At 62.5% G+C, this 18,962-nt stretch carries 15 protein-coding genes; 3 read left to right on the top strand and 12 right to left on the bottom strand.

The window, feature by feature from the left end:
• Positions 1-4: 4 nt before the first annotated feature.
• Both NKH67_RS22100 and kynU read right to left on the bottom strand, forming a co-directional pair.
• Complete coding sequence (locus tag NKH67_RS22100) at positions 5-835, bottom strand: hormone-sensitive lipase (protein WP_352502397.1); 831 nt, start codon at positions 833-835, stop codon at positions 5-7.
• Positions 836-930: 95 nt separating this feature from the next.
• Positions 931-2,178, bottom strand: a complete 1,248-nt coding sequence (gene kynU / locus NKH67_RS22095) for a kynureninase (RefSeq protein ID WP_352502396.1) — start codon at positions 2,176-2,178, stop codon at positions 931-933.
• A 447-nt stretch (positions 2,179-2,625) separates the two neighbouring features.
• Here kynU and lexA point away from each other — a divergent pair, with 447 nt between their 5' ends.
• Positions 2,626-3,360: a transcriptional repressor LexA gene (lexA, locus tag NKH67_RS22090; RefSeq protein ID WP_023674949.1), complete on the top strand. Its 735-nt coding sequence runs from the start codon at positions 2,626-2,628 to the stop codon at positions 3,358-3,360.
• Here lexA and NKH67_RS22085 read toward each other — a convergent pair.
• A complete protein-coding gene (locus NKH67_RS22085; RefSeq protein ID WP_352502395.1) occupies positions 3,354-5,819 on the bottom strand; it encodes a ComEC/Rec2 family competence protein in 2,466 nt (821 codons plus the stop codon). The two genes, lexA and NKH67_RS22085, sit on opposite strands and share 7 nt — an antisense overlap.
• Positions 5,820-5,915: 96 nt before the next feature.
• On the opposite strand from NKH67_RS22085, the gene gltX reads away from it, so the two are divergent.
• Both gltX and gltA read left to right on the top strand, forming a co-directional pair.
• A complete protein-coding gene (gene gltX, locus NKH67_RS22080; RefSeq protein WP_352502394.1) occupies positions 5,916-7,337 on the top strand; it encodes a glutamate--tRNA ligase in 1,422 nt (473 codons plus the stop codon).
• A gap of 179 nt (positions 7,338-7,516) precedes the next feature.
• Complete coding sequence (gene gltA, locus NKH67_RS22075) at positions 7,517-8,845, top strand: citrate synthase (RefSeq protein ID WP_023674946.1); 1,329 nt, start codon at positions 7,517-7,519, stop codon at positions 8,843-8,845.
• 120 nt (positions 8,846-8,965) lie between these two features.
• Here the strand turns inward: gltA and lpxB are convergent, their stop codons facing one another.
• The 9 genes from lpxB to NKH67_RS22030 all read right to left on the bottom strand — a co-directional run bounded on the left by lpxB (position 8,966) and on the right by NKH67_RS22030 (position 18,960).
• The gene (lpxB, locus tag NKH67_RS22070; RefSeq protein ID WP_352613724.1) at positions 8,966-10,132 is read right to left on the bottom strand and encodes a lipid-A-disaccharide synthase; all 1,167 of its coding nucleotides are present in this window, start codon (positions 10,130-10,132) and stop codon (positions 8,966-8,968) included.
• On the bottom strand, positions 10,122-11,024 hold the full coding sequence (locus NKH67_RS22065; protein WP_352502392.1) for an LpxI family protein: 903 nt from the start codon (positions 11,022-11,024) through the stop codon (positions 10,122-10,124). Before NKH67_RS22065 ends, lpxB begins: the two co-directional genes overlap by 11 nt.
• Before the next feature lie 6 nt (positions 11,025-11,030).
• A complete protein-coding gene (lpxA, locus tag NKH67_RS22060; RefSeq protein ID WP_352474276.1) occupies positions 11,031-11,864 on the bottom strand; it encodes an acyl-ACP--UDP-N-acetylglucosamine O-acyltransferase in 834 nt (277 codons plus the stop codon).
• 13 nt (positions 11,865-11,877) lie between these two features.
• Positions 11,878-12,342 (bottom strand): 3-hydroxyacyl-ACP dehydratase FabZ, encoded by a 465-nt coding sequence (fabZ, locus tag NKH67_RS22055; protein WP_352502391.1) that lies wholly within the window; start codon positions 12,340-12,342, stop codon positions 11,878-11,880.
• A complete protein-coding gene (gene lpxD / locus NKH67_RS22050; RefSeq protein WP_352474278.1) occupies positions 12,335-13,393 on the bottom strand; it encodes a UDP-3-O-(3-hydroxymyristoyl)glucosamine N-acyltransferase in 1,059 nt (352 codons plus the stop codon). Before lpxD ends, fabZ begins: the two co-directional genes overlap by 8 nt.
• A gap of 179 nt (positions 13,394-13,572) precedes the next feature.
• Entirely contained in the window at positions 13,573-15,936 is a 2,364-nt protein-coding gene (bamA, locus tag NKH67_RS22045) for an outer membrane protein assembly factor BamA (RefSeq protein WP_352474279.1), read from the bottom strand.
• Positions 15,937-16,153: 217 nt separating this feature from the next.
• Positions 16,154-17,296: an RIP metalloprotease RseP gene (gene rseP / locus NKH67_RS22040; protein ID WP_023674938.1), complete on the bottom strand. Its 1,143-nt coding sequence runs from the start codon at positions 17,294-17,296 to the stop codon at positions 16,154-16,156.
• A 104-nt stretch (positions 17,297-17,400) separates the two neighbouring features.
• Positions 17,401-18,234, bottom strand: coding sequence for a phosphatidate cytidylyltransferase (locus tag NKH67_RS22035; RefSeq protein ID WP_352448820.1), 834 nt, complete (start codon positions 18,232-18,234; stop codon positions 17,401-17,403).
• Between the two features lie 3 nt (positions 18,235-18,237).
• Positions 18,238-18,960 carry an isoprenyl transferase gene (locus NKH67_RS22030; RefSeq protein WP_023674936.1) on the bottom strand — a complete coding sequence of 241 codons (723 nt, stop codon included), beginning with the start codon at positions 18,958-18,960 and terminating at the stop codon, positions 18,238-18,240.
• Positions 18,961-18,962: the final 2 nt, after the last annotated feature.

The following is an 18,962-nucleotide window of genomic DNA, read 5'->3' as shown; positions in this document are numbered from 1 at the left end:
TGCCTCACTCCGAAATCAAGGTCCGGGTCAGCGGATGGTCTGGATCGGCCAAACCGTCGATGATGTTGAAATGATGCCGGTCAGGTTCGACCACCGAGCTGGTCGCGGAACCCAGGCCGATCCAGATGTTGGCCAGCAACGCGCTCTGACGCAGGAATTCGGCGCGCTCGCCGCCGCCGGCCCAGCAGGTCAGGCGGGCCTTGTCCATCGGGCGCAGCAGCACCGGACTTTCGGCCTGCGCCTCGGCCTCATCGATCGCCAGCGTCTCGTTCATGCCGGTGCGCATGATCGGGCGCAAATCGTGCACCCCCGAGATCGACACCACATGACGAACGCGCCGGACCACTTCGGTCGCCAGCGGCGTCGTCGCCGTAACCATCCGGCTAACAAGATGGCCGCCGGCCGAGTGCCCGGTCAGCATCAGCGGCCCTGCAACCATCGCCGCCGCCTTGCCGATCGCCGCGCCGACCTCCTTGACGATGCCGCCAATGCGTATCTGCGGACAGAGCGTGTAGGACGGCATCGCCACCGCATAGCCGCGATCAACAGGGCCAGCGGCAAGATGCGACCAGAAATTCTTGTCGAATTCCATCCAGTAGCCGCCATGAACGAACACCACGAGTCCCTTAGGCTTGATGGCCGGCAGGAAAAGATCGAGCCGGTTGCGTGGATTGTCGCCATAGGCCATGTCGAGCCGCGCCCTGCCCTCGGTCGAAAGCACGTCGCGGAAAACCCGCGCGGGCTCGATCCAGGCCGCCGGCCAGCGATCGCTGCCGGCTATGTTGGCGCCGTTGGCATAGGCGTTGTCCCAATCGGCAATGTGACGTTCGAACACCCTGCGCCCTCCCTGGCATATGGCCTTGCAGCGTAGCCGTAAGCATCGCGCGGCGCGTCGTCGCCAGCCTCACGATTCCAGCTCTCGCATCAATCTCAAGTGACAGCTGCTTTGATGGCGAAGCGCGCATCCTTCCACGCACCGGTGTGCAGGATGTCCTCAAGCACTTTGACGGCCTGCCAGACATCGGCGTAGCCGACATAGAGCGGGGTGAAGCCGAAGCGCATGGTCGATGGCGCGCGAAAATCGCCGATCACGCCTCGTTCGATCAGCGCGCGCATGACCTGGTAGCCATGCTCATGCATGAATGAAATCTGGCTGCCGCGTTTTTCCCCATCGCGCGTGCTTTCGAGCGTGAGCCCGTAAGTGCCGCACTTTGCCTCGACAAGCTCGATGAACAGATCCGCCAGCGCGATGCTCTTCTTGCGCACCGCCGTCATGTCGACATCGTTCCAGATGTCGAGCGCGCCCTTCAGCGTGCGCATCGACAGGACCGGCTGTGTGCCGCACAGAAACTGGCGGATGCCGGTGCCGGCCGCATAGCCTGGCTCGAAGGCGAAGGGCCGTGCATGGCCCCACCAGCCGGTGAGCGGCTGCTGGATGTCGGAAAGATGCCGCTCAGCCGCATAGATGAAGGCAGGCGCGCCCGGGCCGCCATTCAGATATTTGTAGGTGCAGCCAACGGCAAAATCGGCGTTTGCCTTGTCGAGTTCGACTGGCATCGCGCCGGCGGTGTGGCAGAGATCCCAGACGATCATCGCCCCGGCTTCCTGAGCCCTGCGCGTCAGCGCCGGCATGTCGCGCAGTTCGCCCGACTTATAGTTGACGTGGTTGACCAGCACCACAGCGGTGCGTTCGTCGATCAGCTCTTCGATGGTCGGCGCGTCGACTCCCGAGAGGCGCAGCAGCGTATCTTTTCGCGTCGAAACCACACCCTCGGCCATGTAGAGGTCCGTCGGAAAACTATCGCCCTCGGCGACGATGACCTGCCGCTCCGGTCGCATGGCCATGGCGGCGTGCAGCAGCTTGTAGATATTGACCGATGTCGTGTCGCAGACCACTGTCTGGCCGGCCGCGGCCCCGATCAGGCGCCCGAGCTGGTCGCCAAGTTCAAGCGGCATGTTGAACCAGCCGGCCGTGTTCCATGCGCGGATGAGATCATGCGACCATTCTTCGGTCGCGGCCTTGTGCAGTTCATCGAAAGCGGCACGTGAAGCAGCTCCTAGCGAATTGCCGTCGAGATAGATCACTCCTTGCGGCAACACAAAGCGGTCGCGCATCGCGCGCAGCGGATCCGCGGCATCCATCGCCTTTATGGCCACGAGATCGGGAATTCCTGTCATGATTTGTCTGCTCCCCCAAGATCCAACGCAACGCCGGACACGCATCGACTGTTCTTCCATTACTTGGTTGCGCGCAGCAAGGCTCCACCGGCGAGAAGCAGCCTGACCAGGCGGTGGAAACCGGGACTTAACCCGAGGTTGGCGTTTTGAGTTCGTTTCGTTCACGGTGCATTGACCAAACCGCACAGTCGATACGGGTTCAATTCCGTGCCTTTTGCCGACCGACGGCCGATGCCAGTGCCGCCTTCTAGGAGGCCAGAAGGGCGCAAACGAAAGCAGAATCAAGGCGATGAGGCTCGCGGCGGTGAAAATGCGTTACGCCGGTAGGGGACGTCGTTTGTTTCCCGAGCCTTAACGCATTCATTAAACTTTAAACAGTTGCGGAACACAACTGGAACAGATAGTGTTTGTTCTGGGTTTGTTTTTCTGATTCTGTTGGGGGTCGCTATGCTGACACGCAAACAACACGAACTGCTTATGTTCATCCACGAAAGGTTGAAGGAAAGCGGTATCCCGCCTTCATTCGACGAGATGAAGGAAGCGCTCGACCTGGCTTCCAAATCCGGAATCCACCGGCTGATTACGGCGCTGGAGGAGCGCGGCTTCATTCGCCGTTTGCCCAACCGGGCCCGTGCGCTGGAGGTGCTACGCCTGCCTGACTCGATCGCCCCCGGCCTCAATGCGGCACGCAAGTTCTCGCCGAGTGTCATCCAGGGCAGCCTTGGGCAAGGCGCCCCTCGGCAGGGCAAGCCGACATCGTCGCGCGTGCCCGCAGCCGGAAATGACGACGATGTCGTCGCCGCCGTTTCGATCCCGGTAATGGGCCGCATCGCTGCCGGTGTGCCGATCGACGCCATCCAGCACCAGACGCATTCGATTTCGGTGCCGCCGGATATGATCATGGGCGGCGAGCATTATGCGCTCGAGGTCAAAGGCGATTCGATGATCGAGGCCGGCATTTTCGACGGCGACACGGTGATCATCCGCAATGCCGATACGGCGAGCCCCGGTGAGATCGTGGTGGCACTGGTCGACGAGGAGGAAGCGACGCTGAAGCGGTTCCGCCGCAAGGGCGCCTCGATCGCCCTGGAAGCCGCCAATCCGGCCTACGAGACGCGCATCTTCGGACCAGACAGGGTCAAGGTGCAGGGCAAGCTCGTCGGACTGATCCGCCGCTACTGAGTTCCGCCCTTGGCGCCGGCTTTGGGATTGTCGGCCCTGCGGTATGGCGGCAGGCCCCGTGCCGCGCGTGAAAATTTCCGTTGCACGTGCCAGGGCCGGTATGATTTTTCGACGGCGAAGCGGATCTCGGCGCGTGTTGCCGCTTGTGGATCGAAATAGACGGCGGCACTTCCCGCGCGCGCCAGTTGCCGTTTGGTGACGACGAGGACCAGCCGGTCGTAGTAGCAGGGGTTATGGGCGGTGGCGTCGTCGATGACGATCAAGCTGGCAAAGGCGCAGGCTGGCCGCGCAGTATCGCGGTCCGTGGCTTGCGCGATGATCGCGCCGGATGGATGCCTGGCAAGGCAGAGGCCGTCCGTGCAAATGAACGGCATGCCCGGCGGCAGGTCGGCCGGATCGGCAATGTCGAATTGCGGGTCGTTCTTTCCAGGGGTTTCCGGCGCGACGATGGCCTCCGATGTGAGCGCGCGTTTCCAGTTGTCGATGGTGAACTCATTCGGGCGTGCCCGGTTGACCGCGAGTTCACCGCTGCCGATCGACAGCGCGACCAGCCGTGCGTCCTCCGAGACCAATACGTCGGGAATGCGTGTCTGCGTTGTCGTCAGCAAGCCGGCGAGCGCAAAAGGAAGTGCCGCCAGCCGCAACCACGTCGTCGCCATGCTGGCAATGACGAGGGCGATCGTCACCAGAAGGACGGATCTCAGCGAAATCAGCCCGACCGCATCGATCGGCGAGCGCTCCGAGATCCACCCGGACAGGGCGATCATCGCCGTCAGCCCCTTGCCCATGACATAGAGGAAAGGGCCATCCGCACCGAACGGCATCGCCAGCGCGCTGAGAACGGCGAAGGGCATGACGACCAGTGAGACGATGGGCATGATGGCCAGATTGGCGAACAGGCTGAGCGGCGCCACGCGCTGGAAATGCCATATGGCGAAAAGCGCCGTGGCGCTCCCTGCAATGATCGAGGTCATCGCCAGACCGCACATGCCCAGCAGGACCTTTCGAGTGGCAAGGCGTAGCGGCGACTGCCGCGGCGGCGGCGTGGTGGCCCTCCCGGCGCGGTAATCGGACCAGCCTGCATAGGCGCCGACAAGGGCCGCCGTCGCGGCGAAGGACATCTGGAAACTCGGACCGACCACCTCGTGCGGCGACACCAGGATGACCGCGATGGCCGAGATCGCCAGGTTGCGCATGGTGAGCGCGGCCCGGTCGACCAGCACGGCGATAAGCATCACCGCCAGCATGATGAAGCTGCGTTCGGCCGCCACGACAATGCCGGAAAAGACGAGGTAGGCCGCAATCGAAAAAAGCGCGGCGGCCGCGGCATACTTCTTGACCGGCCGTCGCGATGAGAAATCGGGAAACAGCGCAAAGGCACCCCGCAGCAGCGCCATGATGGTGCCGGCGACCAACGCCATATGCAGCCCCGAGATAGAGATGATGTGGTAGATGCCGGTGCGCCGCATCGCTTCGTTGATCTCCTCGGGAATGCCGGCGCGCACGCCGACGATCAGCGCAGCAGCAATCTCGCCCTCGGCACCGCCGATGCGGCTGCGGATATGGTCGGCGATGGATTCGCGCGCGTCTTCGATCGCGGAAGAAAGCTGCGCGGCAAGCGGCATGCTGCCCGACGACACGACTTTCGGATTGCCGAGAAAAAAGCCGCTGCCGCCGATACCGGCGAAATAGCTGTCGAACGAGAAATCATAGCTGTCGGGCCGCACCGGGCCGGTCGGCGGCAGCAGCAGCACATAGCCGGTGATCTCGGAACCGGCGGTCAGCTCAGCCGGTATCTTCATCGCCGAAACGCGGACCCGTTCCGGCATGTAGCGCAGTGTCGGCCTGGCCGTTGAGATCACATCGATTGTCAGCCTGATGCGGCCGCTCGCCATGGGCTCGTACGATACAACGCGACCCGTCAGCCGCGTCGAGATTTCGGAGCCGAGCATATGCGTTCCGACACGCCATGTCTCGAACTTGGCGGCAAGTACGCCAAGCGCGCAGAGCAGCGCCACCATGAAGCACAGGCGCGTCCTGGGCCATGACCGCGAGACGACGGCACAAAGGGTCGCGAGGAGCGCGATTGCGATCGGCTGTGGAAAGGCCGGCTCCACCGACAGCCCGAAATAAACGACCACCCCGCATGCGAGGAACACCGGCACCAGCAGGAAGGCGATGCCGCGGTCGAGTTCCAGACCGGCCGCCGTGGTTACGCTGTTGCGGATACGGGACGGTGACGGGAGGCGGAAACGCCTGGGCAGGCGTACGATGGGCTCGCCCGCGGGCACGAGAACCGTTGCTGGGTCGCTGGCCGGCAGCGACGGAGCATCGAAGCGCGGAGCAGGTAGCAATGCCGGTGCCGGCAGGACAGGCGGGGGAGCGGCAAACAGCAAGCGTTCGCTGACGTCGCTGCCAACGTCCTCGCCCTCGCCCGCACCACGGCCTCGCACAGCCATCGGGTCTGCCCCTTGCGCCCTCGACCTCCTATGCTACATGAACGCGCAACGCGCGAAAGTCCGCAAACCCACTTCCTTCGCCCGCCTGAGAGTTCCATGCCCGATAAGGTCGTCACCCGTTTTGCCCCCTCGCCCACCGGCTATCTGCACATTGGCGGCGCGCGCACGGCGCTGTTCAACTGGCTGTACGCCAAGCACACGGGCGGCACGATGCTGCTGCGCATCGAGGATACCGACCGTGAGCGGTCGACGGATGCGGCGACGGCAGCCATTCTCGACGGACTTTCCTGGCTCGGACTCACCTGGGACGGCGCGCCTGTCTCGCAGTTCGAGCGCGCGCCGCGCCATCGCGAGGTGGCCGAGGAGCTGGTGCGCGTGGGCAAGGCCTATTACTGCTACGCGACGCCGGCGGAGCTGGAGGCGATGCGCGAGGCAGCGCGAGCCAAGGGGCTTCCGCCCCGCTATGATGGGCGCTGGCGCGACCGCGACCCGTCGGAGGCGCCGCCCGGCGCCAAGGGGGCGATCCGCATCAAGGCGCCGACAGACGGCGAGACGGTGGTGCATGACCGCGTCCAGGGCGACGTGCGCTTTCCCAACAAGGATCTCGACGATTTCATTATTCTGCGCTCGGACGGCAATCCCACCTACATGCATGCCGTCGTCGTCGACGATCACGACATGGGCATCACCCACATCATCCGCGGCGACGATCATTTGACCAACGCCGCACGCCAGACCGTAATCTATCAGGCCATGGGCTGGGAGGTGCCGTCGATGTCGCATATCCCGCTGATCCACGGTGCCGACGGCGCCAAGCTGTCGAAGCGGCACGGTGCGCTTGGCGTCGAAGCCTATCGCGCCATGGGCTACCTGCCGGAGGCGCTGCTCAACTATCTGGCGAGGCTTGGCTGGAGCCACGGCGACGATGAGATCATGTCGATCGCCGACATGATTACATGGTTCGACATTGGCGACGTCAACAAGGGCGCCGCCCGTTTCGACTTCGCCAAGCTCGAGGCGCTTAACGGCGTGCATATGCGCCGGATGAACGACGCGGCGCTGCTCGACATCTTCATCGCCACTCTGCCCTATCTAGAAGGCGGCCCGGCAATCGCCGCTCGCCTCGACGACAGACGCAGGGCGCAACTGCTTGCCGCGTTGCCGGGCCTGAAGGAGCGCGCCAAAACGCTGGTCGAACTTGTTGAAGGGGCTGCATTCCTTTTCGTCGAACGGCCGCTGCCGGTCGACGAGAAGGCGGCGGCGCTGCTCAGCGGTGAGGCGCGCGCGATCCTGCGGGGCGCTCATGCGGCACTAGCCACGGTTTCGGGGTGGTCTGCCGCCTCAGCCGAAGCCGCGATCCGCGACTATGCGCAGGCCGCCGGCCATAAACTCGGCGCCGTGGCCCAACCTTTGCGCGCCGCGCTCACCGGCAAAAGTACCTCGCCAGGTGTGTTTGATGTGCTTGCCGTGCTTGGCCGCGAGGAAAGCCTGGCGCGGATCGCTGATCAAATCGATTAGCAAACTGGCCCAAGAAGATTGGCATTGAAAGGTGTGTTTCGCAGTGCAACATTGGGTCTTGGCCTAATCTGCCGCGCAGATTCAATTGCGGGCGCAAATGTGCGTATTCCGATGCTTTTGACGTGTTGGGTTCAGATATTTTGCCTTTGCCGGCCTGAGGAAACAAAAAGGAGTTTGCTATGACCGAACCTGCGACAAAAATGGAATTTGGCGGCAAAACCCAGGCATCGACGGCCAAGCTGGAACTCGGCGGCAAAACCCATGAATTCAAGATACGAAGTGGTTCGGTAGGACCGGACGTCATCGACATCGGTTCGCTCTACAACACCGCCGGCGTCTTTACCTACGATCCCGGTTTTACGTCGACGGCGAGCTGCGAATCGGAAATCACCTTCATCGATGGCGATGCTGGCATTCTTTTGCACCGCGGCTACCCGATCGACCAATTGGCCGAGCACGGCGACTTCCTCGAAGTCTGCTATCTCTTGCTCTATGGTGAACTCCCGACCAAGGCGCAGAAGGACGATTTCGACTACCGGGTGACGCGCCACACTATGGTGCATGAGCAGATGTCGCGCTTTTTCACCGGCTTCCGCCGTGATGCGCATCCGATGGCGGTGATGTGCGGCGTGGTCGGCGCGCTGTCGGCCTTCTATCACGATTCCACCGATATCTCGGACCCCTATCAACGCATGGTCGCGTCAATGCGGCTGATCGCCAAGATGCCGACGATCGCGGCGATGGCCTATAAATACCACATCGGCCAGCCATTCATTTACCCGAAGAACGAGCTGAATTTCGCAGCCAACTTCCTGCATATGTGCTTCGCCGTGCCTTGCGAGGAATACAAGATCAATCCGGTGCTGGCCCGCGCGATGGAGCGCATCTTCATCCTGCACGCCGATCACGAACAGAACGCCTCGACTTCGACCGTCCGCCTGGCCGGCTCGTCGGGCGCCAATCCTTTTGCCTGTATCGCTGCCGGCATCGCCTGCCTGTGGGGTCCCGCACATGGCGGCGCCAACGAGGCAGCCCTGAACATGCTGGGCGAGATCGGTCATGTCGATCACATCCCGGAATTCATTGCGCGCGCCAAGGATAAGAACGATCCGTTCCGATTGATGGGATTTGGCCACCGCGTTTACAAGAATTACGATCCGCGCGCCAAGATCATGCAGAAGACCGCGCACGAGGTCCTGGGCGAGCTCGGCATCAAGGACGATCCACTGCTCGACATCGCCATGGAGCTGGAAAGGATCGCACTGACCGATTCCTATTTCATCGAGAAGAAGCTCTATCCGAACGTCGATTTCTATTCCGGCATCACGCTGAAGGCGCTGGGCTTTCCCACCACCATGTTCACCGTGCTGTTCGCGGTCGCCCGCACCGTCGGCTGGATCGCGCAGTGGAAGGAGATGATCGAGGATCCGCACCAGAAGATCGGTCGCCCGCGCCAGCTCTATACCGGCGCGCCGGAACGGGACTACGTGCCAATCGCGAAGCGGTGAAGGTGGTGAATGGTGAATGGTGAATGGTGAATGGTGAATGGTGAATGGGAGTAGCGAAGCGTCGCTCCCTGTCCATAGAAACCGCTATTCACAATTCACTATTCACAATTCATAATTCACTCACTTCCTCACCATCCCCATCACCACCCCCGCGGCAATCTCGCCTGACGGCTTGGCGGTTGCCATACGCCCGGCAATGTCGGCAAAACCATGCTTCTGCCAGGTGCGGTAGGCGGTATCGGAGCACAGCGCTTCCAACTGCCGCGCCAGATAATGCGGCCGCACATATTGATTGTAGTGTTCCGGCACAACCGGTCGGTCGGCAATGAGATTGGGCAAGGCTGCGCTCCATACTTTGATCAGCGGCTGCGCCATGCGCATGACCGGATCGAGCCGGTAGCAGGAGATCATTGGCACACCCGCCAGTGCCAGTTCCAGCGATACCGTCCCCGACGCGATCAGCGCCGCATCCGCCTTGCCGAAGGCCTGCCATTTGCGTTCGGCATCAAGGATGATCTCCGGCTTCTCGTCCCAGCTCGCGACCGAGGTCCTGACCAGGTCGGCGACGTGCGGCACCGTCGGCAACAGCAGGCGCAAGCGGTGCCCGCGCGCCCGCAGGATCGACAGCGTTTCGCCGAACGGCCCGACCAGGCGCCGCACCTCGCCGCGACGCGAACCTGGCAGTACAAGCAACGTTTTGACGTGATCTGCGGACAGGTCACGCGGCTGCGCCTGCGCCCTGGCGGCACTGATTATGCCCGGATCGTGTGCAAGGCGATGCCCGACATAGGTGCCGGGCGGCCCGCCCAGGCGAGCGAGTTCCTTCACCTCGAACGGCAGGATGCAAAGAATGTGATCGACATATGGCTTCATCGCCGCCGCCCTGCCCGGCCGCCACGCCCACACGCTCGGGCAGACATAGTGGACGATCGGGATAGTCGGATCGGCGGCACGCACCTTCTTGGCGACGCGCAGCGAGAAATCCGGACTGTCGATGGTGATAAGGCAATCGGGCTTTTCACCGGCAATCGCGTTTGCCGTCTGGCCGATCCGCCGTATCAGGCGCGGCAGGTCGCGCAGGATGGCGCTAAGCCCCATCAGTGCGATCTCGCTGCCGTCGAACAATGGCGCCAGGCCGAGCGCCTGCAAATGGCGGCCGCCGATGCCGACAAGCCGAACTTCGCGCCCGGTCATGCGCTTGAGCGCCTGCACAAGGTCGGCGCCAAGCAGGTCGCCGGACTCCTCGCCGGCGATGATGGCTATCTTCAACGGCCGCTCATTCGCCATGCGCCGGCTCCGCAGCAGGCAGGCCAATCACGAACAGGCCGAGCGCATTGGCACGTCCGATGGTGGCGGGACCTTCGAGCACTAGCGAGCGACCGGCTTCGACGGCAATGCCGGCCAGTCCGGCGGCATGCGCCGCCTCGACTGTCAGCGGGCCGATGGAGGGCAGATCGGCACGCAGTTCCTGACCGGGCTTGGCGCATTTGACCAGAACACCGCGGCTCCCGCCGGCCAGCCTGCCGTGCCCGCGCAACTCCCTTGTCCGCTCGAGCAGCCCGTCGGTGCCTTCGACGCCTTCCAACGCAATGGCGCGGCCGCCGACCGCAACAGCCGCTTGGCCGATATCCAGCGCGCCGATGGCTTGTGCCGCCGCGTGCGCCGCCTCGATGTCGCGCCAGTCGGATTTGCGTGGCGCCGCCTTGGTCAGCAGGCCTTCGGCGGCGACCAGCTCCGGCACGATCTCGTGAGCGCCGACGACCTTGATGCCGCTGCGCTCGATCCTGCGCACGAACAGTTTCAGCACCGTATCGTCCCCCCGGGTTACACCGACGAAGAGGCTGGGTAGCCACGCGAGCAGGCCCAAATTGAGGCGCATGGCGCTCAGCCTGGGGCGGCGCGTGATATGACCCGCGGTTACGAGATGCGTGACGTGGTGCCGCTTAAGGATCGGCAGCAGCGAGCCGACGTCTTCCAGCCTCAAGGTTGCCTGCTCATAGGGCTCGAAATCGCCTATGCGATCGACCTCGCCGGCCGCCATCACGACGAAGGGCAATTTGCCTTGCCGGGCGAGCGCTCGGGCAATTTCGACCGGGAGACTGCCGCCGCCGGCGATGATGCCGACCTTGGCATCTGGCGCGAGATCAAGGCCTTTTCCGGCAGCCTCAATCTTCGTCATCTGCCCTCAGTCTTCATCATCGGTATCGTCGCCGTCGCTACCCTTGAGGGACGGCACGGCGTAGTGCCGCTTGCCGCGACCGGCGATGAAGTCGACGATCTTCATGGCAGTCGGCGACGAGGCGAATTCCGCCTTGGCAAATTCGATGTTTTCGCCGACGGTCCGGGAGCGATCGAAGATCGTCTTGTAGGCTTTGCGCAGCAAGTGGATCTCCGAACGCGGCAGGCCGGCGCGCTTCAGGCCAATGATGTTGAGGCCGCGAAGGCTGGCACGGTTGCCAACGGCGATGGCGTAAGGAATGACGTCGCCGACGATCGCCGAGCAACCGCCGAGAAAGGCGTTATCGCCGATGCGGACAAACTGATGAACCGCGGTAAGGCCGCCGATGTAGACATTGTCACCGACTTCGCAATGCCCGCCTAACGTCGCTTGATTGGCGAAGGTGGCGTTCTTGCCGACCACGCAGTCATGGGCAATATGGGCATAGGCAAGGAAATTGCCGTTGTCGCCGATCGTCGTCTCGCCGCGGCTGGAATCGGTGCCGACATGCATGGTGACACCTTCGCGGATCGTGCAGTTCTCGCCGATCACCAGCGTGGTACGGCCGCCCTTGTGCTTGGTGTTCTGCGGCGGCCCGCCCAGTATCGCCATCGGATAGACCTTGGTCGATGCACCGATGGTGGTCGCGCCAATCACCGAGACATGGCTGACCAGTTCGACGCGGTCGCCGATCACGGCGTCGGGGCCGACGTGACAGAAGGGCCCGATGCGGGCGCCTTCGCCGATTTGGGCGCCTGCCTCGATGACCGAGGATGGATGGATGACTGTCTGGATTTTCATTAGCATTCGTTTGTCAGCCGCTTGCGACCATCATCGCCGAGATCTCGGCTTCCGCCGCCTTGGCGCCATCGACGAGGGCCTCGCAAGCGAATTTGAGAAGATTGCCGCGTTTCTTGATTTTCTTCACATGAATTTTCAGCTGGTCGCCTGGAACGACCGGCTTCCGGAACTTGGCATTGTCGATGGTCAGGAAATAAACCAGCGACGGCTTTTCCGTACCAAGGCTGCGGATGCAGATGGCGCCGGCCGTCTGCGCCATCGCCTCGATGATCAGCACGCCGGGCATGACCGGCTGGTCGGGGAAATGACCTTGGAAATGCGGCTCGTTTATGGTGACGTTCTTGATGCCGACGGCGGATTCGTCGCCATCTATGTCGACAATACGGTCGATCATCAAGAACGGATAGCGGTGCGGCAGGAGCTTCATCAGCCGCATTATGTCAACCGCTTCGAGCGTCGCCGCTGCGATGTCAGCCATTTCCCCCCTCACCCTGTTTGCGCGTCCGTGCAAGTCTGCGCAAGGCCGCTATCTCGCGCATGGCTTCCGCCATCGGCTGCGCCGGATATCCTCCCCAAATCTCACCGGCAGGCACATTGCTCATAAACCCGCTTCTTGCCGCAAGCTTGGCCCCGGACCCGATGGTCAAATGATCCGCAAGGCCGACACCGCCACCCATGGTGACGTTGTCGCCTACCGTCACGGAACCGGAAATACCCGAAAGCCCGGCTATAATGCAATTGCGGCCGATGCGAACGTTGTGCGCGATCTGCACCAGATTGTCGATCTTGGTGCCCTGGCCGATGATCGTGTCGGACATGGCGCCGCGATCGACGGTCGTATTCGACCCGATCTCGACGTCGTCCTGGATGATGACACGGCCGATCTGCGGAACCCGCTCCGGACCCTTGGCGCCGGCCACGAAACCGAAGCCATCCTGGCCGATCCTGGCACCGCCATGGATGATGACGCGATTGCCAATCAACGCATATTGCACGCTGGCACCTGGACCGACATAGCCGTCACGGCCAATCTGCGAGGACGGACCGATGACCGCATGCGGGGCAATGACGGTCCCGCTGCCGATGGCAGCGCGAGGTCCGATGATCGCACCCGCTTCGATGATCGCACCGGCCTCGACATGGGCGGTCGCATCGATATGGGCGTGCGGCGAGATACCGGTTTCGCCGGTCATCGGTCCAGGCGTTGCAGCGGCCGGAAAAAGCAGACGCCCGACCATTGCGAAGGCCTGCTGCGGGCGCGGATGCACCAGCACCGCGATGCCCGCCGGCGCCTTGCCGGCAAATTCGGCAGGGCAGAGAACCGCCGCCGCCCGCAGTGACTGCATCAGGGCGAAATTGCGCCTGCCATCGACGAAGACAAGGGCGTTCTCGCCGCCTTCGTTGGCGGGCGCCAGAGCCTCGATCGATACATCGAAGAGACCGGAATCAACAAGCGTCGAGCCGGTCAGATTCGCGACTTCGCCGGCCGTATACCGGCGTGAGGGCGCGAAGAACACCGGATCGGTCATTCCAGAAGCAATATCCAGCTAGCGCATGACCCCGAAATCGGAAATCGACCCTCGGAAAGGATCATGCGCAAATCAAAATGCTACAACGTCCTTTGCGCGTCCGATAGGACGCGCTGCGCTGTAGTGTCGGATCACTGCCATCCGGATCCAAACGAGCCGGAAGCATCATTGCCCGCACATCAGAAGCGGGTCGATATGCCGAAGTTGAATTCCTGCACGTCGTCGGTCTTTTCCTTCTTGACCGGGATCGCATAGTCGATGCGGATCGGGCCGAAAGGCGATGCCCACATCAAACCGACACCGACGGAAGCGCGCCATTCCATGCCGGTTGTCGAAGAATTGACAAGGCCACTTGCGATTTTGCTGCCGTAGAGCGTTGCCGCATCGGCGAACACAGCGCCACGCAAACCGAAGCTTTCGGGGATGACCGGCAGCGGGAACTGAGCTTCCGCCGAGGCATTGAAGTAGGTGGTGCCGCCGAGATGGTCATTGCTGTTGTCCGAAGCAACCGGGCCGATGCCGCCGTATTCGAAACCGCGGATCATACGGTCGCTGCTCTGGAAATGGTCGAAGACGCGCAGATCGCCGTTGCCATAGCCTTGGACATGGCCGGCGCCGCCCGAAATGAGGCCCACCAGGTCCAATTGTTCGGACAGCGTCTGATAAATGCTGCCGCGCGCCGTGACCTTGATGAACTTGGCATCGCCGCCGACGCCAGCCACTTCGGTGCCGACATTGGCATAAATACCGTCATGCGGGTTCTTCATGTCGTCGATGGTATTGTAGATCAGGCCGAGGCTGACCGAGGACTTGAGCCATGGGCTCTCTTCAACGCCGTTTACGATCGCCTGGGAGACGTCGCAGGTGCCACCATTGATAACGGGAACGCAGCCCTCGTCGAACTCGTACTTCTCTTGCGCAATATTATAAGCCAGCTGCGTTGAGATATTGTCGGTGATCGGCAGACCGAAGCGGACGGTCGCGCCTGTCGTGTCGCTGTCGTAATGGTCGTAGTTTCGGCTCTGCTTGTAGATGTCGAAGCCGGCCGCGATCCGGCGGCCGAGGAAATAGGGTTCGGTGAAAGAGAAGCTGTAGTCGCGCGAGTTCTTGCCACCGCCCGCCGCCACCTTGATGAATTGGCCGCGACCGAGGAAGTTGCGCTCACTGACGGAACCTTCGACGGACGGACCTGACGTTTCACCGCCGCTCGAATAACCGGCGCCGACCGTGAACTCACCGGTCGATTTCTCGACCACATCTACCACCAGCACAACCTGGTCCGGCTCAGAACCCGGAACGGTGGAAATTTCGACTTTTTCAAAATAATCGAGCGCTTCCAGCCGCCTCTTCGCGCGCTGGATGAGCACCTGATTGAAAGCATCGCCTTCGCTGACATCGAACTCGCGGCGAATGACGTAGTCGCGCGTCCGATCGTTGCCGCGAATCTCGATGCGCTCGATATAGGCCTTGGTCCCCTGATCGACCGTATAGACGACCGAGATCGTGTGGTTCTCGAAGTTGCGGTCGCCGCGCGGCGTCACCTGGGCGAAGGCATAGCCGGATCCAGCGACCTTTTCGGTCAAGGCGATGATCGTGTCCTCGACGTTCTTGGCGTTGTAGACATCGCCCTTGTGGGTCTCGACCACCGATTCAAGTGACTTGGCGTCGACCTCGGGGATCGTGCTTTCGACGCTGACATCCCCGAACGTATAACGCTCGCCCTCCTGTACCGTGATGGTGACGGTGTATTTGTTGGTGGTGTCGTCGAGTTCGCCGACAGCCGAGACGACCTGGAAGTCGGCATAGCCGTGATTATAATAGAAGCGGCGCAGCAGCTCCTGGTCGGCGCGCAGCTTGTCCTCGTCATAAACGTCGTCGCGCAGCACGAACGACAGGAAGGACGAACGCTTGGTGGAGATGATGTCCGACAGCCGGCGGCTCGAATAGGCGCTGTTGCCGACGAAATTGATCGCTGCGATCTGGGTGCGGCCGCCTTCGTTGATGTTGAAGACCACGTTTACCCGGTTGTCGCCGAGATCCATGATCTGGGTGGTCACGGCGGCATCGTCGCGGCCGATACGCCGGTATGCGGCCTTGACCGCCTCGACATCGGCATCGAGCTGCTGTTGCGAGAAGGTGCCGCGCGGCTTCAATTGCACCGCGGCCTCAAGCGCGTTGTCCTTGAGCTTCTTGTTGCCCTGGAACAGCACCTGGTTGACGACCTGGTATTCGGACACCTTGATGACCAGCGTCGATCCGACCTGGTTGATCTGCACATCCGAAAACAGCCCGGTGCCAAACAGCGCCTTGACCGCATCGTCGATATCCGAACTGGAAAACGCCTTGCCGGGCTTGATCGTCACGTAATTGCGGATGGTGTCCGCGTCGACACGCTGATTGCCGGTGACTTCGACTCTGGAGACGACAGCCGCCTCGGCGGCCGATGTGGCAACGAACTGCACTGCGAGCGCGCCTGGTACAACCAGAGCGGCGGACATAGCCACCGCGGACGCGGCGCTCAGAAACTTGGATGCTGCCTTCATCGGGCTTTTGTACCTTTTCTCGAAGTCCCCACGGCGAGAAAACCGGACGTGCGGTAATTTCCCCTACCGTATTAACCGGATTTTCCCTACACGCAAGGCTTCTGGTTAATTTGTATTTACTTAACCCTGCGGCGTGGCTTTCGCGTCACGCATATCCCCACGCATGGTAAACGGCGTCTCAACATTGCTCGTGCCGAAGCCAAATTCCTTCATGATTTCAGCACCCAAACAGATCGTTCCAGAAAACAAAGCCCATGAACCCGAGCACCAATATGAGGCCGCTTCGGTAAGCCATTTCCATCATGCGTTCGGACACCGGCCGCCGGATGACAGCCTCCACGCCGTAGAACAGAAGATGCCCTCCGTCGAGGGGGGGAATCGGCAAAAGGTTGAGAATCCCTATCCCGACTGACAGGAATGCAACAAGCTGCACGAGCCATTCAAAGCCGAGCTTTGCCGCCTGACCCGACATCTTGGCGATCTTGATGGGGCCGCCCAGCTGGCACTTGTCCTCGCGACCGACAACGAAACGTTGCAGGAACTGGCCGGTACGCTGGATGACGTGTCCGGTTTCCTGGACCGCTGCCCCGACCGCCCCGGCCGGACTATAGGTGATCAGCCGCGGCTGGCCGAGTTCCTTGTTGTTGACGACGCCGATCACGGCCACCTGGACCTTGTTGCCCAGTGCGTCTTGTTGTTCCATCAAGCGCGGCGTCGCCGTGACGGTGATTTCCTTGCCGGCGCGTAGCATGACGAAGGTGATGCTGTCGCCGGCGCGGCCAGAGACCAGACGCTGGACGTCGGCGAAGGTCTCGACCTTGCTGCCGTCGACGCTGACGAATCGGTCGCCGGGCATGATGCCGGCCGCGGCGGCCGGACTGCCGACAGTGACCTCAGCCACCATCGGCTCCAGCACGGGCCGGCCATGGACGGAAAACAGCACGGCAAAGACGGCGATCGTCAGCAGGAAGTTGAACAGCGGCCCCGCCACGACGGTCGCCGCCCGCTTCCAGATCGGCTGCGTGTGGAAGGCGACCTTGCGTTCCTCGTCGCTCAGCGCCTCGATCTCCTCGGAGCTGGGCTGGCTCGACGTCGCGTTCATGTCGCCGACGAACTTGACGTAGCCCCCGAGCGGTATGGCGCAAAGCTTCCAGCGCGTGCCGCGGCTATCGTTGAAGCCGATGATCTCTGGGCCGAAACCGATCGAAAAGGCCTTTGCGCCGATACCGCACCAGCGCCCGACGAGGTAATGGCCCATTTCGTGGACAAAAACGACCACGGTCAGCACGAACAGGAAAGGCACCAGCGTGCCGAGGACAAAGCCCTCTGTGCTGAAAACCGCGTGAAAAATCTCGTTCAATTCATGCCCTCAAATTCATCCACGGCACAGATCACGCCGCGACTGTGACATCAATCCAGGCGAATCCATGACGCAGCCCCGCGCCGGCCCACCGACGATGCCGTTCAAACCGGAAACAGACCCTGTGCCGGATGGTCGGCGGTCGCGGAAATCCAGCCGATGACGTATAGGGCGAAAGCCGCCGCGACAAGCCCATCTACCCGATCCATGATGCCGCCATGGCCGGGTATCAGCGTGCCGGAATCTTTACGGCCGTGGCGTCGCTTGACCCATGATTCGAACAGGTCGCCGGCCTGCGCGACAATCGAAAGCACCAGTGCGACCACGCCAAGCACGACGAGGTTGCCCGTTCCGGCTACGGCGGCCAGAAGCAGCCCGGCCACTACGCCGCCGACCAACCCACCGAGCGCCCCGCTCCGCGTCTTGCCCGGCGAGATCGACGGCGCCAGCCTTGGACCACCGATGGAGCGGCCGACGAAATAGGCAAAGATATCGGTCGCCCAAACCACGGCGAATAGGAACAGAATGGCCAGCAGCCCTGAATGGTCGCCGTCACGCAAGAAGGCCAGCGACAAGCCGGACACGGCCGCATAGGCAAGGCCGGATGCTTCCCACGGTCCTGCCCTGCGCATGGAAGAAGCGACGGCAGTGACAGCAACCAGAGCCGCGACGAGCGGCAGCAGCAAAGACGCAGGCAGGCCGGCGACGAGGGCACCAATAAAGACCACGATCAGCGCCTCGGGCAGAAAGCCGAGACCTGCCGTAGCACCAGCACCTGCCGGGGCAACGGGGCGGCTCATCCGCGTCCACTCGTAGAAGATGACCGCCGCCATGGCAGCGCAAAGCAACCGGAAGGACAGTCCGCCGAGCCAGGTCAGGGCAAGCGTGACGATGGCAAGCACGACGGCCGAAATGACCCGGAGTTGGAGGTTGCTCATTCCTCAGCCTGAGGCGACATCTTGGGCGGCAAGTCCGCCGAAGCGGCGCTCGCGGCCGGCGAAATCGCGCAGTGCATCGGACAGGTGCTCGCGACTGAAGTCGGGCCAGTAGCAAGGCAGGAAAACGAGTTCGCTATAGGCGGCCTGCCATAACAGGAAGTTGGACAGCCGAAGCTCGCCGCTGGTGCGGATGACCAGTTCCGGGTCTGGAATGCCCTCTGTATCGAGCGAGCTGGCAAAGGAATCGGCCGTGATCGCCTCGCTCTCGATCTCACCGCGCGCCACCGCCGCTGCGAGCTTGCGCGCGGTGCGCACGATCTCGTCGCGCCCGCCGTAATTGAAGGCAATGACCAGTGTCAGCGCCTCGTTGCTGAGAGTGAGCGTTTCGGCTTCCTCGAGCAGCCCCCTTATGTCGGGCTGCAGCCCCGCCCTGTCACCGATGACCCTGATCCGCACCCCACTCTGGTGCAGCTCGGCGAGGTCACGTCGGATGAAAAGCTTAAGCAGGCCCATGAGGTCGCTGACTTCGGATTTCGGCCGTGACCAGTTTTCCGACGAAAAAGCGTAGACGGTCAGGAAGGAGATGCCGAGGCCGGGTGCGGCGCGCACTGTCTTGCGCAGCGCCTCGACGCCGGCGCGGTGACCGGCCAGCCGCGGTAAGCCGCGCGCCTTGGCCCAGCGTCCGTTTCCGTCCATGATGATCGCGACATGCGCGGGCGTTGCCATAT

This window comes from Mesorhizobium sp. M0968, assembly GCF_040319065.1.
Taxonomy (GTDB): Bacteria; Pseudomonadota; Alphaproteobacteria; order Rhizobiales; family Rhizobiaceae; genus Mesorhizobium.
This window is presented reverse-complemented; position numbering and strand designations above follow the sequence as displayed.